This is a genomic window from Arthrobacter sp. UNCCL28 (assembly GCF_900102805.1).
In the GTDB taxonomy this organism is placed as follows: Bacteria; Actinomycetota; Actinomycetes; order Actinomycetales; family Micrococcaceae; genus Arthrobacter; species Arthrobacter nicotinovorans_A.
This window is the reverse complement of record NZ_FMWE01000013.1, coordinates 12,782-27,117: the sequence shown is the minus strand read 5'-3', so window position 1 is coordinate 27,117 and position 14,336 is coordinate 12,782. Positions and strand designations below refer to the sequence as shown.

Below are 14,336 nucleotides of genomic sequence, written 5' to 3'. Positions count from 1 at the left end.
AGGGGCCGGTCAGCGGTCTTCTTCCGGGGTGTCGTCCGGGGTGTTCAGCAAACCGCGCTGTGCCAGGTCCGCCTCGTCGGAGGACTCCGGGGGAAGTGGGTCGGTGGCGTCGGGGACGTCGCTGGGAGCGTAATCGGCAAGGCCCGCCGCCACGCGTTCCTGCTCCGCGGCCCTCTGGTACGTGTCGTCGTCGACGTCCTCGGGCATCTTGCCGTGGCCGGAACGGTCGGGGTTCGGCAGGGCGTCGTCCTGTGGAACGATGACGTCTTCGATGGCCTCGCCGGCGGTGTTTTCTTCACGGGGGTTGGTCATGGCTGCTCCTTTTGTTCTGGTTCCTACTTGTCTTTTCCGGATCCGGGCTCGCTGAGCTTGCGGTTGAATTCAGCTCCGGCGGCGTCGGGCATGACGTTGCTGCCAAGGCCCATGGTGCGGGATTTGAGGGAGCCACCCAGCACGTTGCCGTCGCCGTCCATCAGGGCCTTGAATCCTTGTTTGGCCACCAACGCGGGATCATCTTTGTCATCACTGCCCACTTTGGTGTCCAGGAGGTCGGCCCGTTCAAAGAAGTCGGTCTCCGTCGGCCCCGGCAGCAGCGTGGTGACAGTGACCCCGGTGTCTTTCAATTCGTTGCGGAGTGCCTGCCCGAAAGACTGCACGAACGCCTTGGATGCGCCGTAGATGGCCTGGAAGGGTGCTGGTGCCCTGGAAATGACCGAGGACGTAAACAGGATTTTGCCATGGTTCCGTTGGACCATGTCCGAGGCGACCCACTTGGCGATGACCACGGTGGAGATCACGTTGAGGTCGATAGTGTTCAGTTCGGCTTCGAGGTCGGTTTCCACGAATGGGCCGCCCACCCCGATGCCCGCGTTGATGGCCACTGCTTCCAGCGGCCGGCCCAAAGCCGCGACGGCGGCGTGTAGCCGGGCCATGCCTTGCGTGTCGGTGAGGTCGATTTGCTCTGCGTAGGCATCTCCGTCGAGGCCCTTCAGTTCCTCCGCCGCTGTGTGGATCTTGTCGTTTTCGGCAACGATGACGGTGTCGAATCCGTTGCTGAGGAACTGCCTCGCCAGCTCGAATCCAATGCCGCTTGAGGCGCCGGTGACCAGCGCCAGTGGCCGTTCAGTTGTGGACATGGTTGCTGCCTTTCGGTTCCCAGTAACAGACAGGTTACTTAGTATTATCCGATGTGGCATTACCTTCAGTGAAGTAGTTGCACTGCCAAAGTTGGGTCCGGGTTGCCTGCCGGTTGCTTACCGCGGACCATGGCGGATACACCCGGAAGCCGCGTTTTCCGCCGACACCGTTCACGGACACGATTCCATGCTTGGCCAGTACCGGCTTCGGGAAAGCGAAGTAGCCGGCCCTGCCGCCTTCCCGAGCTGTTATCACCAGCAGATCCACACCGTCTTCGGCGGGGAAGGGCTCAGTGAACCCGTCCTGGGCACGTTGCCAGACGGCAACGAACAAGCCCACCTTGGCCGGAGTCAGCTTACCCACGCGGAACCGGACCAGTTCCTGCCCAAGATCAACGACGACGGCTCCATACTCATGGTTGTCGGCCTCGGGTACCGGCGCTGAGGGAGATCCGGATGGGTGGGTGAGGGCCCGCAATGCCTCGGCTACGTCTGGGTGAACATCGTGGTCAGGCACGCACCCATCCTACGGCGGTGCCTCAGCCCTACTGCTGCCGCAAACCCCCACCATCCAGTATCAGGCCCGCAGAAATCACCCGTCCGCATTGCTCGCCGTAGGGATAGTCACCCTTCGGGGTGAAGGTCAGCGTCCGGACCGGCAGTGCGATTCCGGCCGGAGACATGCCGGAAAGAGTCGCCTCAAGGGGGTTCTCACTGAGCGATGGAAGCTCCAGGAAACCCACCAGCGTCCCATCAGGGGAGGAGGTGGCCGAGCACATGCCTTCAGGCGAGCAGCCCTGGTCCACGGCTGTAGCTCCCGGATGCAGCACCACATCGTTCTCGGTGCAACTGCCATCCTGGCAGGCCTTGAGCCGAAGCGTCCCCACTTGGTCCGTGTACCCCGCTGCCACGGTCACGGAAACTCCGGCTATGTGCCCAATGGCCGGGCAGGCCACTGCTTGGGGATAGCAGCCCGGAAGCAATGCTGCGGTTCCTGCAAGGGTCAACGCCACTGCGATTCTGCCCATGCTTCAGGGTAGGCCAGGGTTAATCGGCTTGGCCCGGTGCATGTGAAAGAAACACCTGCATTGTTACTGCCCGCTTGGTGGCGTTGCCGAACCGATACCGCCCCCCCGCTGAACGCTAGGCCGGAAGCCGCAATCCGCCGTCGTGCATTTCTGCCAGGCCGTCAAGCAACAGCCCATCCAGGGCGCGCTCGAGTTGCTCCGGCGCCGAGTTGAGCCGGTGCAGCGCGGCAAGCGGGATCCCGATACCGGAGGGCCCGAACCCCAGATCCGCCGGCGCTTGCTCGAACATTTCCCGGGGGACAGGGGTGGCAGCTTCGCGGAGGACGGCCATCACGGCGCCGCGGACCTGGCGGTCGGTGCCGTGCCAGGACTGGCCCTTGGGAGTGTACGACGGCGGTGGCTCACCCGCGGCAAGCCAGGCGCAGCTTGAGCGGACGGGACAGTCGGCGCACTTGGGGCTGCGGGCCGTGCACACCATGGCTCCCAACTCCATCACGGACGCGTTCCAGCGGACTGACAGTTCCTGCCCGGCGGGGAGGAGGGACTCGGCCAGGCGCATTTCCGCCGCGGTCAACGCGGGAGCCGGGAGTGCGTTCCCCAGGATGAGCCGTGCATGGACCCGCCTGATGTTGGTGTCCACTACAGTTTCCCGCTGCCCAAAAGCGAAGGCGGCGACGGCGGCAGCTGTGTAACTGCCGACGCCCGGCAAACCCAAAAGTCCTGCATGGTTGTCAGGGACGTTGCCGCCATGTTCTTCGCGGATGGCTACTGCTGCAGCGTGGAGCCGCAAGGCGCGGCGGGGATATCCAAGGCGACCCCAATGACGTACGGCTTCACCCGAAGGCTCCGCGGCGAGGTGGCCCGGCGTGGGCCAGCGCTCCATCCAGTCCAGCCATACCGGAAGCACCCGCACTACGGGAGTCTGCTGGAGCATGACTTCGCTGACCAGGATTCCCCATGCGCTGCAGTCCGGCTCACGCCACGGCAGGTCCCGGGCGGTATCGGCGAACCACTGATCCAGGGCGCTGTGGAGCGCGGTGAGTTGGTGGGCATCGGGAAGTGTCATACTGCCCTCAACTGTAATGGAACCGCGGACCATGGCCGACGTCACACAGCCCCGGATTAGGGGCCTGCGGCGTGTAGGTTAGGTGCGCTGCGGGCCACGAGCCTAGCCTAGGACCATGGCCACCAAGGGTAAGCAGCAGTCCACCGCGCGCTCCTCAGCGCCGGGGAAGAGTACTGCCCCCGCGAAAAAGCGCCGCCCGAGCCCTGCGGTGTATCGTCGCCGTCGCCAAGTGGTTTTCGGTGGGCTGCTGCTGGTACTCGCCTTGATCGTGGTCGCCGTCGTGTCCATTGGCGGTGCCATGGGTGGGCAGCCCGGGCCGCAGGCTGTCAGCACAACGGAGCCGTCCCAGGTGCCGTCGCAGGGAAGTGTGCCGTCCGGGACCGCATCGCCGTCTGCTTCGCCCACGCCCGTGTGCGACTTCAACCTCATGACGGTCGCCGCCAAGACCGATAAACCCGCCTACGGCCCTGAGGAAAAACCGCTGCTCACCATGACCATCACCAATGGTGGCACGGCCCCGTGCGAGGTCAATGTGGGGACATCCCAAATGGAGTACCTGGTGATGAGCGGCGCGGACCGTATTTTTTCGTCCAAGGACTGCCAGGCCGGTAGCGAGGACCTCATCAAGACCATCCAGCCCGGCAAGAGCGAAACCGCGAACTTCCCTTGGCAGCGCAACCGCACACTGGAAGGCTGCGGGGCGATCAACGCCAAGCCAGGTGGCGGTGGCGCCTACTACACGTTTGAGGCCCGGCTGGGAAACAAGGCCAGCCCCAAGGCAGTCTTCCAGCTGAACTAGGTTCCGGCTGGCCAGCGTCCGACCACGGCAGCCGGCTTAGAGGAAGCGGTCCAGCAAGCTGGCCTCGGCCATGCGGCTCAGGCCTTCGCGCACTGTGCGGGCACGCTGGTCGCCAATGCCGTCCACTGTCATGAGGTCATCGATGGTGGCGGCCATCAGGTTCTGGAGCCCGCCGAAGTAGTCAACCAAGCGATCAGCCACAGCCTTGGGCACGGACTTCAAGCCCGAAAGCAGACGGTAGCCGCGCGGCTGGACAACTGCGTCCAACTGCTCCACTCCGCCGGCGAAACCGATGATGTGGGCGATGCGGCTAAGGTCGATCAGTTCGGTGGGGCCCAGATTGAGGAGAGCCTGGACGGCTTCCTCAATTTCTTCGGGCGTGGCGTCCGGATCGGAGTAGTCGCGGATGATGACGTCGCTGCCAGGACCGCGGCCCATGGTCAGTTCTTCCACCTGGAGTGACAGCAGGCGGCCGTCCTCACCGAGTTCCAGGACGTACTGTGCGATTTCCTCGGAGATGCGGCGGACCATTTCCTGCCGCTGCAAGGTGACGGCAACGTCCCTTACAGTGACCAAGGCCTCGATCTCCAGCGCAGAAAGGGAACTCGTGACCTGGTCCAGCCTGGCGCTATAGCGCTCAAGCGTTGCCAAGGCCTGGTTGGCGCGGGCCAGGACCTTCTCTGAGCCCTCCAGCACGTGGCGCAAACCGTTCACGTAGAGCGCGATGATCTGCATGGACTGGCTGACGGAGATCACGGGAACGCCGGTCTGGATGGCCACGCGTTCAGCCGTGCGGTGCCGGGTGCCTGATTCCTGGGTTTCGATGCTTGAATCCGGGACCAGTTGGACAGCAGCGCGGACGATGTTGCTGGCGTCCTTGTCACAGATGATGGCGCCATCCATCTTGGCCAGCTCGCGCAGGCGGGTGGGGGAGAAATCGATGCCGATATCGAACCCGCCGGAACAGATGGAATCGATGGTGCGGTCATAGCCCAGGACGATCAAGGCACCGGTCCGTCCGCGGAGGATGCGTTCCAGGCCATCACGCAGCGGAGTTCCGGGTGCGACTCTGGCCAAGGTCGCCTTGAGCGACTCTTCCGGGCTCCGGGCCATAGGGTTTCCCTTCGAAGGTGCAAGCCTCGGCTCACAGACATGCTGAATCCGGCGTCAGCGGAGCTCGCAAAAAATGCCCGAATGACGACAAGCACAATGATAGGGCTTCCGCGGACCGTTAACCGCACCAGCAAGCCCCAAAGTGGGTCATTTCGTGATGTTCGGCGGTGCCCGGAAAACGGTGGGGCGGCCAATTGGCGGATACCCTATTTCCGCCAATCGGCCGCCTGCCGTCTAATTCCGGCCGCGCCCGAGACCGGTCAGAAGAGCCCCGCCGGCCTCGCGCCACAAGCCATGGCTTCCCGATCCGGCTGTGTTCTGTTCCAGATATTTAATCCAATCGCGGTACTCCGTAATATCCCGTCCTTCAGCCGCGGCCACGGCGTCACAGGCAAAACCCACGGCTTTGCTGCCATCATCCAGCGTGATGGATCCCAGCAGCATGGGTTCGGGCAGTTCAGCCAGGAAGGATCCCAGCGCTGCCTCGGAGAGCAGCCACCTCTCGGCCACGAGCCCGGCCCCGCGCGCTGATCGCACCACCCCCGGCTTGGGTGGCGTTGTCTCCAAGGCCACCATCCGGTACCGGGCCGCGGTGGTCACATGCCCGTCCCAGAACGCTCCCCGGTCTTCGAGTTGGGACGTCAGTGGCTGCCCTTTGCGATGCGCCCCCACCACTACAAGAGGTACGACGGCGGCTCCCGCAGCAACCGGCCAGGGAACCTGGGGAGCGGGGGACTGAGCGGGTGCGGGCCGGGCGGCGGACCCTGTCGCTGCGCTTGCCGGGGAGCCCGCAGCTCCTGCATATCGCGCAGCTCCCGCGGCTCCCGCAGCGAACAGCTCGGGCAGCTCCGGGGTGAGCTCGATCCGCCGGGCAATGTCCGCGGCCACGCCGTCCTCGAACGTCCGGGCAACCACGGTCAGGCCGAACTGCGACTTACTGCGTGTTTCAATGCCGCTTGCATCAACGCCTCCTGTTTCAACCCCGCCGCTCTCGGTGATGGTGCCTGCCGGTACGGCAACAGCGCTGAGGTCGAAGAGGTTGCAGAAGTTGGTATAGGTGCCCATCCGGGAGTTGACCCCCACAGGATCGGCCGCCACCTCGGCAAGCGTTGGGTGGAAAGGCGCTGTGGGAACAACCAAGGCGTCGAAGCCTTCCAGACGCTCCATGGCCTGGTACTTGAGTCGCTCCAAGGCCGCAGTGTCCGCAACGTATTGGTGCGCCGGTACCTTGCCCGCGGCGCTGATGATGCCGGCGACTGTGGGGTCCAGCGTCGCGGCAACCCCGCCCATCGTCACCGAGTCAATGAAGCTGCCGACGGCGGCATAGCGTTCGGCCACCAATCCGCCGTCGTACAGCAGCCGGGCCGCCTGCAGGAAGACGTCCAGCTCGATTGCTTCGGCCACCACCCCCGTTGCACGGAGCCGCTCAATCTGCGCCTGGAATTCCGCCGCCCACGCCTCCGAAAGGGCCGGCAGCGCAGCGGGATACGCCACCCGCGGAGTGGACGGCGCGGCGACCCTGACGTCCGTGGGCCAGGCACGGCCGTCCCCTGCCATGACGCCCATGGCCAGTTCGGCAGTGGCGAGGTCCCGGGCAAAGATCGTGGCGGTATCCCAGGAACGGCAGGCCGGGACCACGCCCTCGGTAGAGACCACGCCCAGTGTCGGCTTGATGCCCACGATTCCCTGCAAAGCGGCGGGAATCCGGCCCGAACCGGCGGTGTCCGTGCCGATGGCAATGTCCACCAGACCCAAGGCCACCGCCACCGCGGAGCCTGAACTGGAGCCCCCCGAAATCCGGTCGGGTCGCCGTGAATCGCGGACGGCTCCGTACGGGCTCCGGGTTCCCACGAGTCCCGTGGCGAACTGGTCGAGGTTGGTAGCCCCAAGCACCAGCGCACCAGCTGCGCGAAGCCTGGCCACCGGCACCGCATCCCGGGTTGCTGTCCCGCCAAAGCCGGGGCACGCCGCCGTCGTGGTCATCCCGGCAACATCCACGTTGTTCTTCACGGCAAGCAACAGGCCCGCCAACGGCAGGTCCTCCCCGGCGGCCGTCGCGGCATCCAGCCGTGATGCTTCCGCGAGCAGCTCATCCCGCCCGCGCAGGTGGATCCAGATTTCAGGACGGTCGACGGCGTCAATCGCCCCGAGCGCGGCCAGGACGCGTTGCACTGTGCTTCCGTGACGCCCGGTCATGAGGAGCTCCCTTCCAGGACGAGGGCTGGTTCCCGGACCTCTGCAGGCTCCAGGACCACCAAGGCTTCGCCGGCGACCACCTGCGCGCCGGCCGAGGGCAGGACGCGTTGCACGACGCCGTCCACGGGAGCCTGGATGACCGTCTCCATCTTCATCGCCTCAAGGGAAACCAAGGGCTGGCCCGCCACCACCAGGTCGCCGGGTTCCACATCCACTTTCCACACGCTCGCGGCGAACGGAGAGGTCACCAGGGTGCCGCCGTCGGGCACAACGACGTCGTCCGCCGGCGGAGCGAGGGAAACAGCCTGTTCGGCACGGTCAAACTCACCGGCTTCCTCCCACGCTTGGCGCTCCACAGCGAAAGCGGCCGACTGGGTCTCACGGAACTCCGCAATGGACACGCTGTTGCGGTCCAGGAATTCCTCATGCTCGGCAAGGGAGAAGGTGCCGTCCTCAATCTCCACGCCACGGCCCCGGCCGGCGGCCATGTCCGCCCGAAGGTCCAGCAGTTCCTCGGGGCTGACGGGGTACCAGGAAATGCGGTCGAAGAACCGGAGCAACCACGGGGAGCCCGGCTCAAACGGTGAGGCATCCGCGTAGCGGGACCAAACCTGCGTTGTCCGGCCCACGAACTGGTAGCCGCCGGGGCCCTCCATGCCGTAGATGCACATGTAGGCCCCGCCGATGCCCACGGCATTCTCAGGAGTCCAGGTGCGGGCGGGGTTGTACTTGGTAGTGACAAGCCTGTGCCGGGGATCCAAGGGTGTTGCCACCGGGGCACCAAGATACACATCGCCCAGTCCCAGCACGAGGTATTCGGCGTTGAAGACGGTATCGAAAACGTCGTTCACGGAGTCCAGGCCGTTGATCCTGCGTATGAACTCGATGTTCCACGGGCACCACGGGGCATCATCGCGGACACCGGCCATGTACCGCTCGATTGCTTCGCGGGTGGCGGGGTCATCCCATGACAAGGGGAGGCGGACGCTGCGGCTGGGCACCACCAGCTCCGAGCTTGCCGGGAGGGATGCGTCCACCTCACGCACCAGGCCCAGGAGTTTGGACGTGGGAAGGACTGACGGGTCGGCCTTGATCTGGAGGGAACGGATGCCCGGGGTCAGATCCACAATGCCCGGCACGCGGAGGCGCTCGAGTTCCTGGTGCAACGCATGGACGCGGGCACGCAGGCCAAGGTCCAGCACCATGTCGCCATACTCCACCAACAGGTTGTCATCACCGGATCGGCGATAGGTGACCGCAGGCCGGCCGTCGCCTTCGGGCACCCGGCCCAGCACGCCGTCGTCGCCGTCACCGCGGAGCAACCCGGCGCTGCCTGGCAGAACCAGCTGCCTCGCAACGCCCAATTCCTTGACCGACGGCGCCTCCACCGAGCGGATGGGCACCAACCTCACCTTGTCCCCGGGACGCAGCTGCCCCAGCTTCCAGCGCTCGCCGGTCACAACGGTCACGGGGCAGACGAACCCGCCCAGGCTGGGGCCATCCGGTCCCAGCAGGATGGGGGTGTCGCCGGTGAAGTCCAGGGCACCAACGGAATAGGCGGTGTCGTGGATGTTGGAGGGGTGCAGACCGGCTTCGCCGCCATCGTTGCGGGCCCAGCGCGGTTTGGGCCCGATCAGGCGGACCCCTGTGCGGGCGGAGTTGAAGTGGACCTCGTATTCGGCGGCGTAGAGCTCCTCGATGTCCTCGCGCTGGAAGAATTCAGGAGCACCGTGGGGTCCTTCCACCACTTTCAGCTGCCATTCGGTGGTGAGCACGGGGCGGCTTTCCGCGGGAACAGGACCGGGGACGGTCTCAGGAAGGTGTCCGGCCACTGCGCGGAGGACGTCACTGGCGCGGAGCACCCTGCCGCCGTGGCCGCCAAACTGGCCCAGCGTGAAGGTTGAGGCGCTGCCGAGGTACTGGGGAACGTCCAACCCGCCTTCGAAGAGGATGTAACCCCTGAGCCCCGATCCGTCAGCCGAGCCGACGTCCAGGAGGCCGTCGTCCGGCACGGTGATGGGTTCCCAGGTGCTGGCCGGTTTGCCGTTGACGGTCACGGTGACGTCCGCGCCGGTGACGCACACCGTGGTGGCGTGCGTAAAGCGGAGCGCTGGACCCACCATGGTGAATTCCAGGCCGGGGACACCCTCGGGATTGCCCAGCGCGGTGTTGCCCAGCCGGAACGACAAATCATCCATGGGTCCACTGGGCGGCACACCGATCTGCCACAGCCCGGTCCTGCCGGGCCAGTCCTGCACGCTGGTCTGGAGCCCGGGCCGTTCAACAGTGATCCGCGGTTCGGGATCACCCACGGTGTTCAGGGTCCCGGTTGAATGCTTCGCGTCCCGGACCACGCCCATCCCGGCCACGGCCCGCAGCATGCCCAGATTGGTTTCGATGCCATCAATACGTGTTCCTGCCAGCGCATCAGCCAGGGCGTCGAAGGCGGCGTCACGGGTTGCCCCGGAAGTAATGATCTTGCCCAGCAGGGGATCGTAGCTGGTGGAGACTTCGCTGCCGGTCTCCACCCAGGCGTCAATGCGTACGACGTCGGAGCTTGGGTATTGCGCGTTGGTGACGGTTCCGGCGCTGGGCTGGAAGTTCCGGGCGGGGTCTTCTGCATAGATGCGGGCTTCCACGGCGTGTCCTGAAACGGGCACACTGTCCGGCACGCCATCAAGCACTGGCTTTTGCTGTGCGAGGTCCAGCATCCACTGCACCAGGTCCACGCCGGTGATGGCTTCGGTGACGGGGTGCTCGACCTGCAATCGTGCGTTGACTTCCAGGAAGGAGGCTTCCTGGCGGACGGGGTCATAGACAAACTCCACTGTGCCTGCAGAACGGTAGCCCACGGAGGCGCACAAGGCCCGGGAACTCCGGTGCAGTTCCTCCCGCAGGGCTTCCGGTAAGTCCGGCGCCGGCGCTTCTTCCACTACTTTCTGGTGGCGGCGCTGCAGTGAGCAGTCACGGTCACCGAGGCTTACTACCCTGCCCTCGCCGTCGCCGAATACCTGGACTTCGACGTGGCGCGCGTGCTCAATATAGCGTTCGGCAAAAACGCCTGCCGTTCCGAAGCTGGAACTGGCCAGGCGGGCCACCCGTGAGTAGTTGTCGCGAAGTTCGGCGTCATCACGGCACACGGCCATGCCAATGCCGCCTCCGCCGCCCGTGGCCTTGAGCATGAGCGGGTAGCCGATGGTTTCCGCTGCAACAACGGCTTCGTCCAGGTCTGCCAGCAGGCCGGACCCGGCGATCATGGGAACGCCGGCCCCTTGCGCAGCGTCGCGGGCGGTGTGCTTGGTCCCGAAGATCCTCAGCTGCGCCGGAGTGGGTCCCACGAACACCAGCCCTGCCGCTTCCACTGCTTCCGCGAACGCAGCGTCTTCGGACAGGAATCCGTAGCCGGGGTGGACGGCGCCGGCCCCGGTGGCTGCTGCCGCTTTGAGGATGGCTTCTACCTTGAGGTAGGACTCCTTGGCCGGAGCAGGTCCCAGGAGGACTGCCTCGTCGGCGAGCTTCACATGCTTTGCGCCTCGGTCAGCTTCGGAGAAGACGGCCACCGTGCGCAGCCCCGCTTTCCGGGCGGATTCGATGATCCGGCAGGCAATCTCGCCACGGTTGGCAACCAGAAGGGTGTCGAAACGGTTCATGCGCGGGCCTCCGGACGTGTGACGATCATGCGAACCGGCGTGGGGTTGAAGCCGTTGCAGGGGTTGTTGATCTGGGGGCAGTTGGACACCAGCACCAGCGTGTCCACCTCGGCGCGGAGGGCCACGCGCTTTCCGGGCGCGGACAGCCCGTCCACGATCCCAAGGGCGCCGTCGGGATCCACCGGCACGTTCATGAACCAGTTGATGTTGGACACCAGGTCCTTCTTGCCGAGGTCCCACTTGGCGCCTTCAATCAGGAAGTTCTCAACGCAGGCGTGCTGTTCATGGGTGTGCTGGCCGTAGCGGAGGGTGTTGGATTCCTGCGAGCAGGCACCGCCGATGGTGTCGTGGATACCGACTTCATCGGCCACCACCGTCATGAGTTCCTGGCCGCTGTCTGCACGGAGTACGGAGCCGGTGGTCAGGAAGATCGAACCCTGGGTTGCGATGGTCACAGCAGCGGAGTACCGCGTACTGGTGTCCTTGGCGGCGTAGAGGATGCAGTCAACGGCCTGGTTGCCGTCGAGGTCCACGATGGTGAGGACATCGCCGGCCGCCACCACGGCGGACCATGGGCCGCGGGCTTCCACCAGTTCGTCCAGAATTACTGTCCCAGGGATCAAAGCAGGGGCTGTTGCCACGGCGTTCATGCGGAAGTCCTCGCGTTGTAGTCGGATTCTGTGTTGTGGAGGGCAAGTCGCCCTTCGGGGCCAAGGTCAATCCCGAGGGTTCCGTCCCTGAGTGCCTCGAGGTCCTGTGGAGCCTGCCAGGCAACGATGTCCACAGGGCTGCCGGTGAACTCCTCACGCGGGTCCAGCGGGTGGGCGGTATTGGCCAGGACCAGCACCGCATCCATGTGGAGGAGAAGTTCGACGGCGGCACCGTCACCGGCGCTGCCAACGAACCAGATGCTGCCATCAGGGTCTACAGTGATGCCCTTGAAGAACGAAATCGACGGCGGCAGTTGCCTTTGGCTGACCCCGTGCTTCATGCCGCCAAGGGTGAGGAGTTCGCGGCCTGCCGGTGATGCACTGTGCGCTGATCCGGCACCGTACTTGGCGGTGTTGCCGGCAAGGTGCGTGGTGCCGGTCAGGGCATCGTGCTTGCCTGAAGAGTCGGCCACTACGGTCGCCATGAGCCGGCCGGCGTCGGAGAGGAGCGGGTGCCCTGCGGTGATGTAGGCCTGCCAGGGAACCTTGACGGTGTCCGCAACATTGATCCTCTCGTGCTGGGCCCCGCTGCGGATGATGACAGCGTGAACGCAAGCATCGCCGTCGAGGTCTGTGATCCTGATGCGGGTCCCGCGGGCAAGTTCCAGGTGCGTATAGCGGCCGAAGGCCAGCGTTTCGGTCCAGGTCAGCGCGCCCGCTGCCTCCATGGGGAGGCCTTCCGTGAGACGCGCAGGGGCCGCTGTGGGCGGGATGTGGATCATGGTTTCGGCCGTGCGCCCATGCTGGGCCCGGGCGTGCAGTTTGGCTCCGGCTGTTGTGGCGGTGCCGGGAGCGCTTTCGAGAGTCTGTGTCATGGCAATCATTTCTGTACTGGTGCTGGAACAGGAGCTGGTACGGAGGCTCTGCTGGTGCTGGCAGTGGGGGTCAGGCGGAACCGGCGGTGGCGGGGTCAGCCGGCGTTGGTGGATTCCGCAGCCGTTGCGGCCTTGTTTTCCCGGATCCGGATATTCCGCCGCACCCAGATGCCCAGGAGCAGGACTGCGCCAACCATGAGGGGAGCGGAGAAGAGCAGGATCCCGTGTTCGCCGGAGGGGTCGTACACCTCGGGGCGTGGCCAGGAAAGGTTGATGACCATCAGGGCGCCGTAGAGCACGGCCAGGATGTTGACGGGCAGTCCCCAACGGCCCAAGGAGAAGAGCCCTGCCGGCATGGTCTGGCCCACGCGGTCCCAGTCGCCCCGGAAACGGCTGAGCAGCTGCGGGACCGTGACCATCAGGTACGCCAGGTACACCATCACGATGCACACACTGCAGAGGGTGGTGAAGAGCGCGGAGTTGCCGATGTTGATGGCCAGGATTCCCACAGCCAAGGCTCCAATCGCGATGGAGGGCCACATGGGAGTTCCGCGCTTGGCATGGACCTTTGCGAGGCTGGCCGAGGCCGGGAGCTTGCCGTCCCGGGCCATGGAGAACACCAGCCGTGAGCCTGCCGTCTGGATGGCCAGGGTGCAGACGAAGATGGCGATTGCCACGTCCACCAAGAGCACCTTGCCCCAGAACGTGCCCAACACAGCCGTCAGCACGTAGGGGAGTCCTTCGGTGGCGAGCCGGCCGTCGTCGAGGCTTGGCGCTGCCATCAGTGCGGCGATAATCATGAGTCCGCCACCAATGCCCGAAATGATGAGCGCGGACAGGATGGTGCGCGGTGCGGTCTTGCGGGGGTTCTTGGTTTCCTCCGACAGTTCGCCGGCGGAGTTGAAGCCCACCATCACGTAGGCGGCCATCAAACCGGAGACGAGGAAGGCACCCACGGCGCCGAGGTCTGAGGTGGTGACAACGCTGACGTCCGCCACTACCTCAGGGCCGCGCTGTGCGGCTGAGAACAAGGCGAGGATGACGGCCGCGACGCCCACAATCTCGCAGGTGACGCCAATGGAGTTCACATGGGACATCAGCTTCACGCCGAGGCAATTGATCACTGTTGTGATGACCAGGAGGATGGCGCCGAGGATGACGGCGTTGGCTGCTCCGGTGGGGGACGCCAACGCGGGGTCACCGCTTACCATCTGGAAGCCGTCCCACAACTGGGGGAGGACCACCTGGAGGGCGATTGCCGCCGCCGCAGCTGTAATGACCTGGGCGATCGACATGAACCAGCCGGCAAACCAGCCCACCACCTCACCGCCCATGCGGCGCGACCACTGGTAGACAGCGCCGGACAGTGGGTAACGGGCGGCGAGTTCGGCGAAGTTCAGGGCCACCAGTAGCTGGCCGACCAGCACAACCGGCCAGGTCCAGAAGAAGGCCGGTCCGGCGAAGGAATAGCCGAAGGCGAAGAGCTGGAAGATGGTGGTGAGGATGGAGACGAACGAAAAACCTGCGGCAAACGATGCGTAACGGCCCAGCTTGCGGTGCAACGTGGGCTGGTAGCCAAGGGCTGTCAGGTCTGCGTCGTCGGTGCGGTTGGCCGTCGTCGAAAGGGTGGAAGTCATCGGGTTTCTCCGTGTCTGGAACGGGATGTGGGACCAGCCCGGAGAAGGTTTGACTACCCTTCCGGAATATCGGTCACTTGATAGTTTTCCAGCGCGGTGTCCCCACGGCGTTTCGGCAATGTAAAGCCTTGGTTACCGCTCGTTTCGGGAATGTAAAGGAATTCTCACCGTCTCTGCGGGACTCCC

Annotated in this window: 12 protein-coding genes; 1 reads left to right on the top strand and 11 read right to left on the bottom strand. The window is 65.2% G+C overall.

Annotation, left to right across the window (positions count from 1 at the left end; genetic code table 11):
- Positions 1–9: 9 nt before the first annotated feature.
- The 5 genes from BLQ01_RS21195 to BLQ01_RS21175 all read right to left on the bottom strand — a co-directional run bounded on the left by BLQ01_RS21195 (position 10) and on the right by BLQ01_RS21175 (position 3,230).
- Positions 10–312 carry a hypothetical protein gene (locus BLQ01_RS21195; protein ID WP_091554227.1) on the bottom strand — a complete coding sequence of 101 codons (303 nt, stop codon included), beginning with the start codon at positions 310–312 and terminating at the stop codon, positions 10–12.
- A gap of 23 nt (positions 313–335) precedes the next feature.
- Positions 336–1,136, bottom strand: coding sequence for an SDR family NAD(P)-dependent oxidoreductase (locus BLQ01_RS21190; RefSeq protein WP_091554224.1), 801 nt, complete (start codon positions 1,134–1,136; stop codon positions 336–338).
- 34 nt (positions 1,137–1,170) lie between these two features.
- Positions 1,171–1,653 carry a MepB family protein gene (locus tag BLQ01_RS21185; protein ID WP_091554221.1) on the bottom strand — a complete coding sequence of 161 codons (483 nt, stop codon included), beginning with the start codon at positions 1,651–1,653 and terminating at the stop codon, positions 1,171–1,173.
- A 28-nt stretch (positions 1,654–1,681) separates the two neighbouring features.
- Positions 1,682–2,164, bottom strand: coding sequence for a hypothetical protein (locus BLQ01_RS21180; RefSeq protein ID WP_026547976.1), 483 nt, complete (start codon positions 2,162–2,164; stop codon positions 1,682–1,684).
- 115 nt (positions 2,165–2,279) lie between these two features.
- Positions 2,280–3,230 carry an HhH-GPD family protein gene (locus BLQ01_RS21175; protein ID WP_091554219.1) on the bottom strand — a complete coding sequence of 317 codons (951 nt, stop codon included), beginning with the start codon at positions 3,228–3,230 and terminating at the stop codon, positions 2,280–2,282.
- 115 nt (positions 3,231–3,345) lie between these two features.
- Between BLQ01_RS21175 and BLQ01_RS21170 the strand changes: the two genes are divergently transcribed.
- On the top strand, positions 3,346–4,029 hold the full coding sequence (locus BLQ01_RS21170) for a hypothetical protein (RefSeq protein ID WP_091554217.1): 684 nt from the start codon (positions 3,346–3,348) through the stop codon (positions 4,027–4,029).
- A gap of 36 nt (positions 4,030–4,065) precedes the next feature.
- Here BLQ01_RS21170 and disA read toward each other — a convergent pair whose 3' ends face one another.
- The 6 genes from disA to BLQ01_RS21140 all read right to left on the bottom strand — a co-directional run bounded on the left by disA (position 4,066) and on the right by BLQ01_RS21140 (position 14,150).
- On the bottom strand, positions 4,066–5,142 hold the full coding sequence (gene disA, locus BLQ01_RS21165; RefSeq protein ID WP_024819020.1) for a DNA integrity scanning diadenylate cyclase DisA: 1,077 nt from the start codon (positions 5,140–5,142) through the stop codon (positions 4,066–4,068).
- A gap of 234 nt (positions 5,143–5,376) precedes the next feature.
- Positions 5,377–7,338, bottom strand: coding sequence for an allophanate hydrolase (gene atzF, locus BLQ01_RS21160; protein ID WP_091554214.1), 1,962 nt, complete (start codon positions 7,336–7,338; stop codon positions 5,377–5,379).
- Entirely contained in the window at positions 7,335–10,988 is a 3,654-nt protein-coding gene (gene uca, locus BLQ01_RS21155) for an urea carboxylase (RefSeq protein ID WP_091554212.1), read from the bottom strand. The genes atzF and uca overlap by 4 nt, the downstream gene beginning before the upstream one ends.
- Positions 10,985–11,638, bottom strand: coding sequence for an urea amidolyase associated protein UAAP2 (locus BLQ01_RS21150; protein WP_026541666.1), 654 nt, complete (start codon positions 11,636–11,638; stop codon positions 10,985–10,987). The genes uca and BLQ01_RS21150 overlap by 4 nt, the downstream gene beginning before the upstream one ends.
- A complete protein-coding gene (locus BLQ01_RS21145; RefSeq protein ID WP_175493512.1) occupies positions 11,635–12,513 on the bottom strand; it encodes an urea amidolyase associated protein UAAP1 in 879 nt (292 codons plus the stop codon). The genes BLQ01_RS21150 and BLQ01_RS21145 overlap by 4 nt, the downstream gene beginning before the upstream one ends.
- A 95-nt stretch (positions 12,514–12,608) precedes the next feature.
- The gene (locus tag BLQ01_RS21140; protein ID WP_091554208.1) at positions 12,609–14,150 is read right to left on the bottom strand and encodes an amino acid permease; all 1,542 of its coding nucleotides are present in this window, start codon (positions 14,148–14,150) and stop codon (positions 12,609–12,611) included.
- Between the last annotated feature and the right edge of the window lie 186 nt (positions 14,151–14,336).

Bases quoted from the DNA above. Each gene is read 5' to 3' on its own strand.
- BLQ01_RS21195 (WP_091554227.1), bottom strand. From the start codon at position 312: ATGACCAACCCCCGTGAAGAAAACACCGCCGGCGAGGCCATCGAAGAC.
- BLQ01_RS21190 (WP_091554224.1), bottom strand. From the start codon at position 1,136: ATGTCCACAACTGAACGGCCACTGGCGCTGGTCACCGGCGCCTCAAGC.
- BLQ01_RS21180 (WP_026547976.1), bottom strand. From the start codon at position 2,164: ATGGGCAGAATCGCAGTGGCGTTGACCCTTGCAGGAACCGCAGCATTG.
- BLQ01_RS21175 (WP_091554219.1), bottom strand. From the start codon at position 3,230: ATGACACTTCCCGATGCCCACCAACTCACCGCGCTCCACAGCGCCCTG.
- BLQ01_RS21170 (WP_091554217.1), top strand. From the start codon at position 3,346: ATGGCCACCAAGGGTAAGCAGCAGTCCACCGCGCGCTCCTCAGCGCCG.
- disA (WP_024819020.1), bottom strand. From the start codon at position 5,142: ATGGCCCGGAGCCCGGAAGAGTCGCTCAAGGCGACCTTGGCCAGAGTC.
- atzF (WP_091554214.1), bottom strand. From the start codon at position 7,338: ATGACCGGGCGTCACGGAAGCACAGTGCAACGCGTCCTGGCCGCGCTC.
- uca (WP_091554212.1), bottom strand. From the start codon at position 10,988: ATGAACCGTTTCGACACCCTTCTGGTTGCCAACCGTGGCGAGATTGCC.
- BLQ01_RS21150 (WP_026541666.1), bottom strand. From the start codon at position 11,638: ATGAACGCCGTGGCAACAGCCCCTGCTTTGATCCCTGGGACAGTAATT.
- BLQ01_RS21145 (WP_175493512.1), bottom strand. From the start codon at position 12,513: ATGACACAGACTCTCGAAAGCGCTCCCGGCACCGCCACAACAGCCGGA.
- BLQ01_RS21140 (WP_091554208.1), bottom strand. From the start codon at position 14,150: ATGACTTCCACCCTTTCGACGACGGCCAACCGCACCGACGACGCAGAC.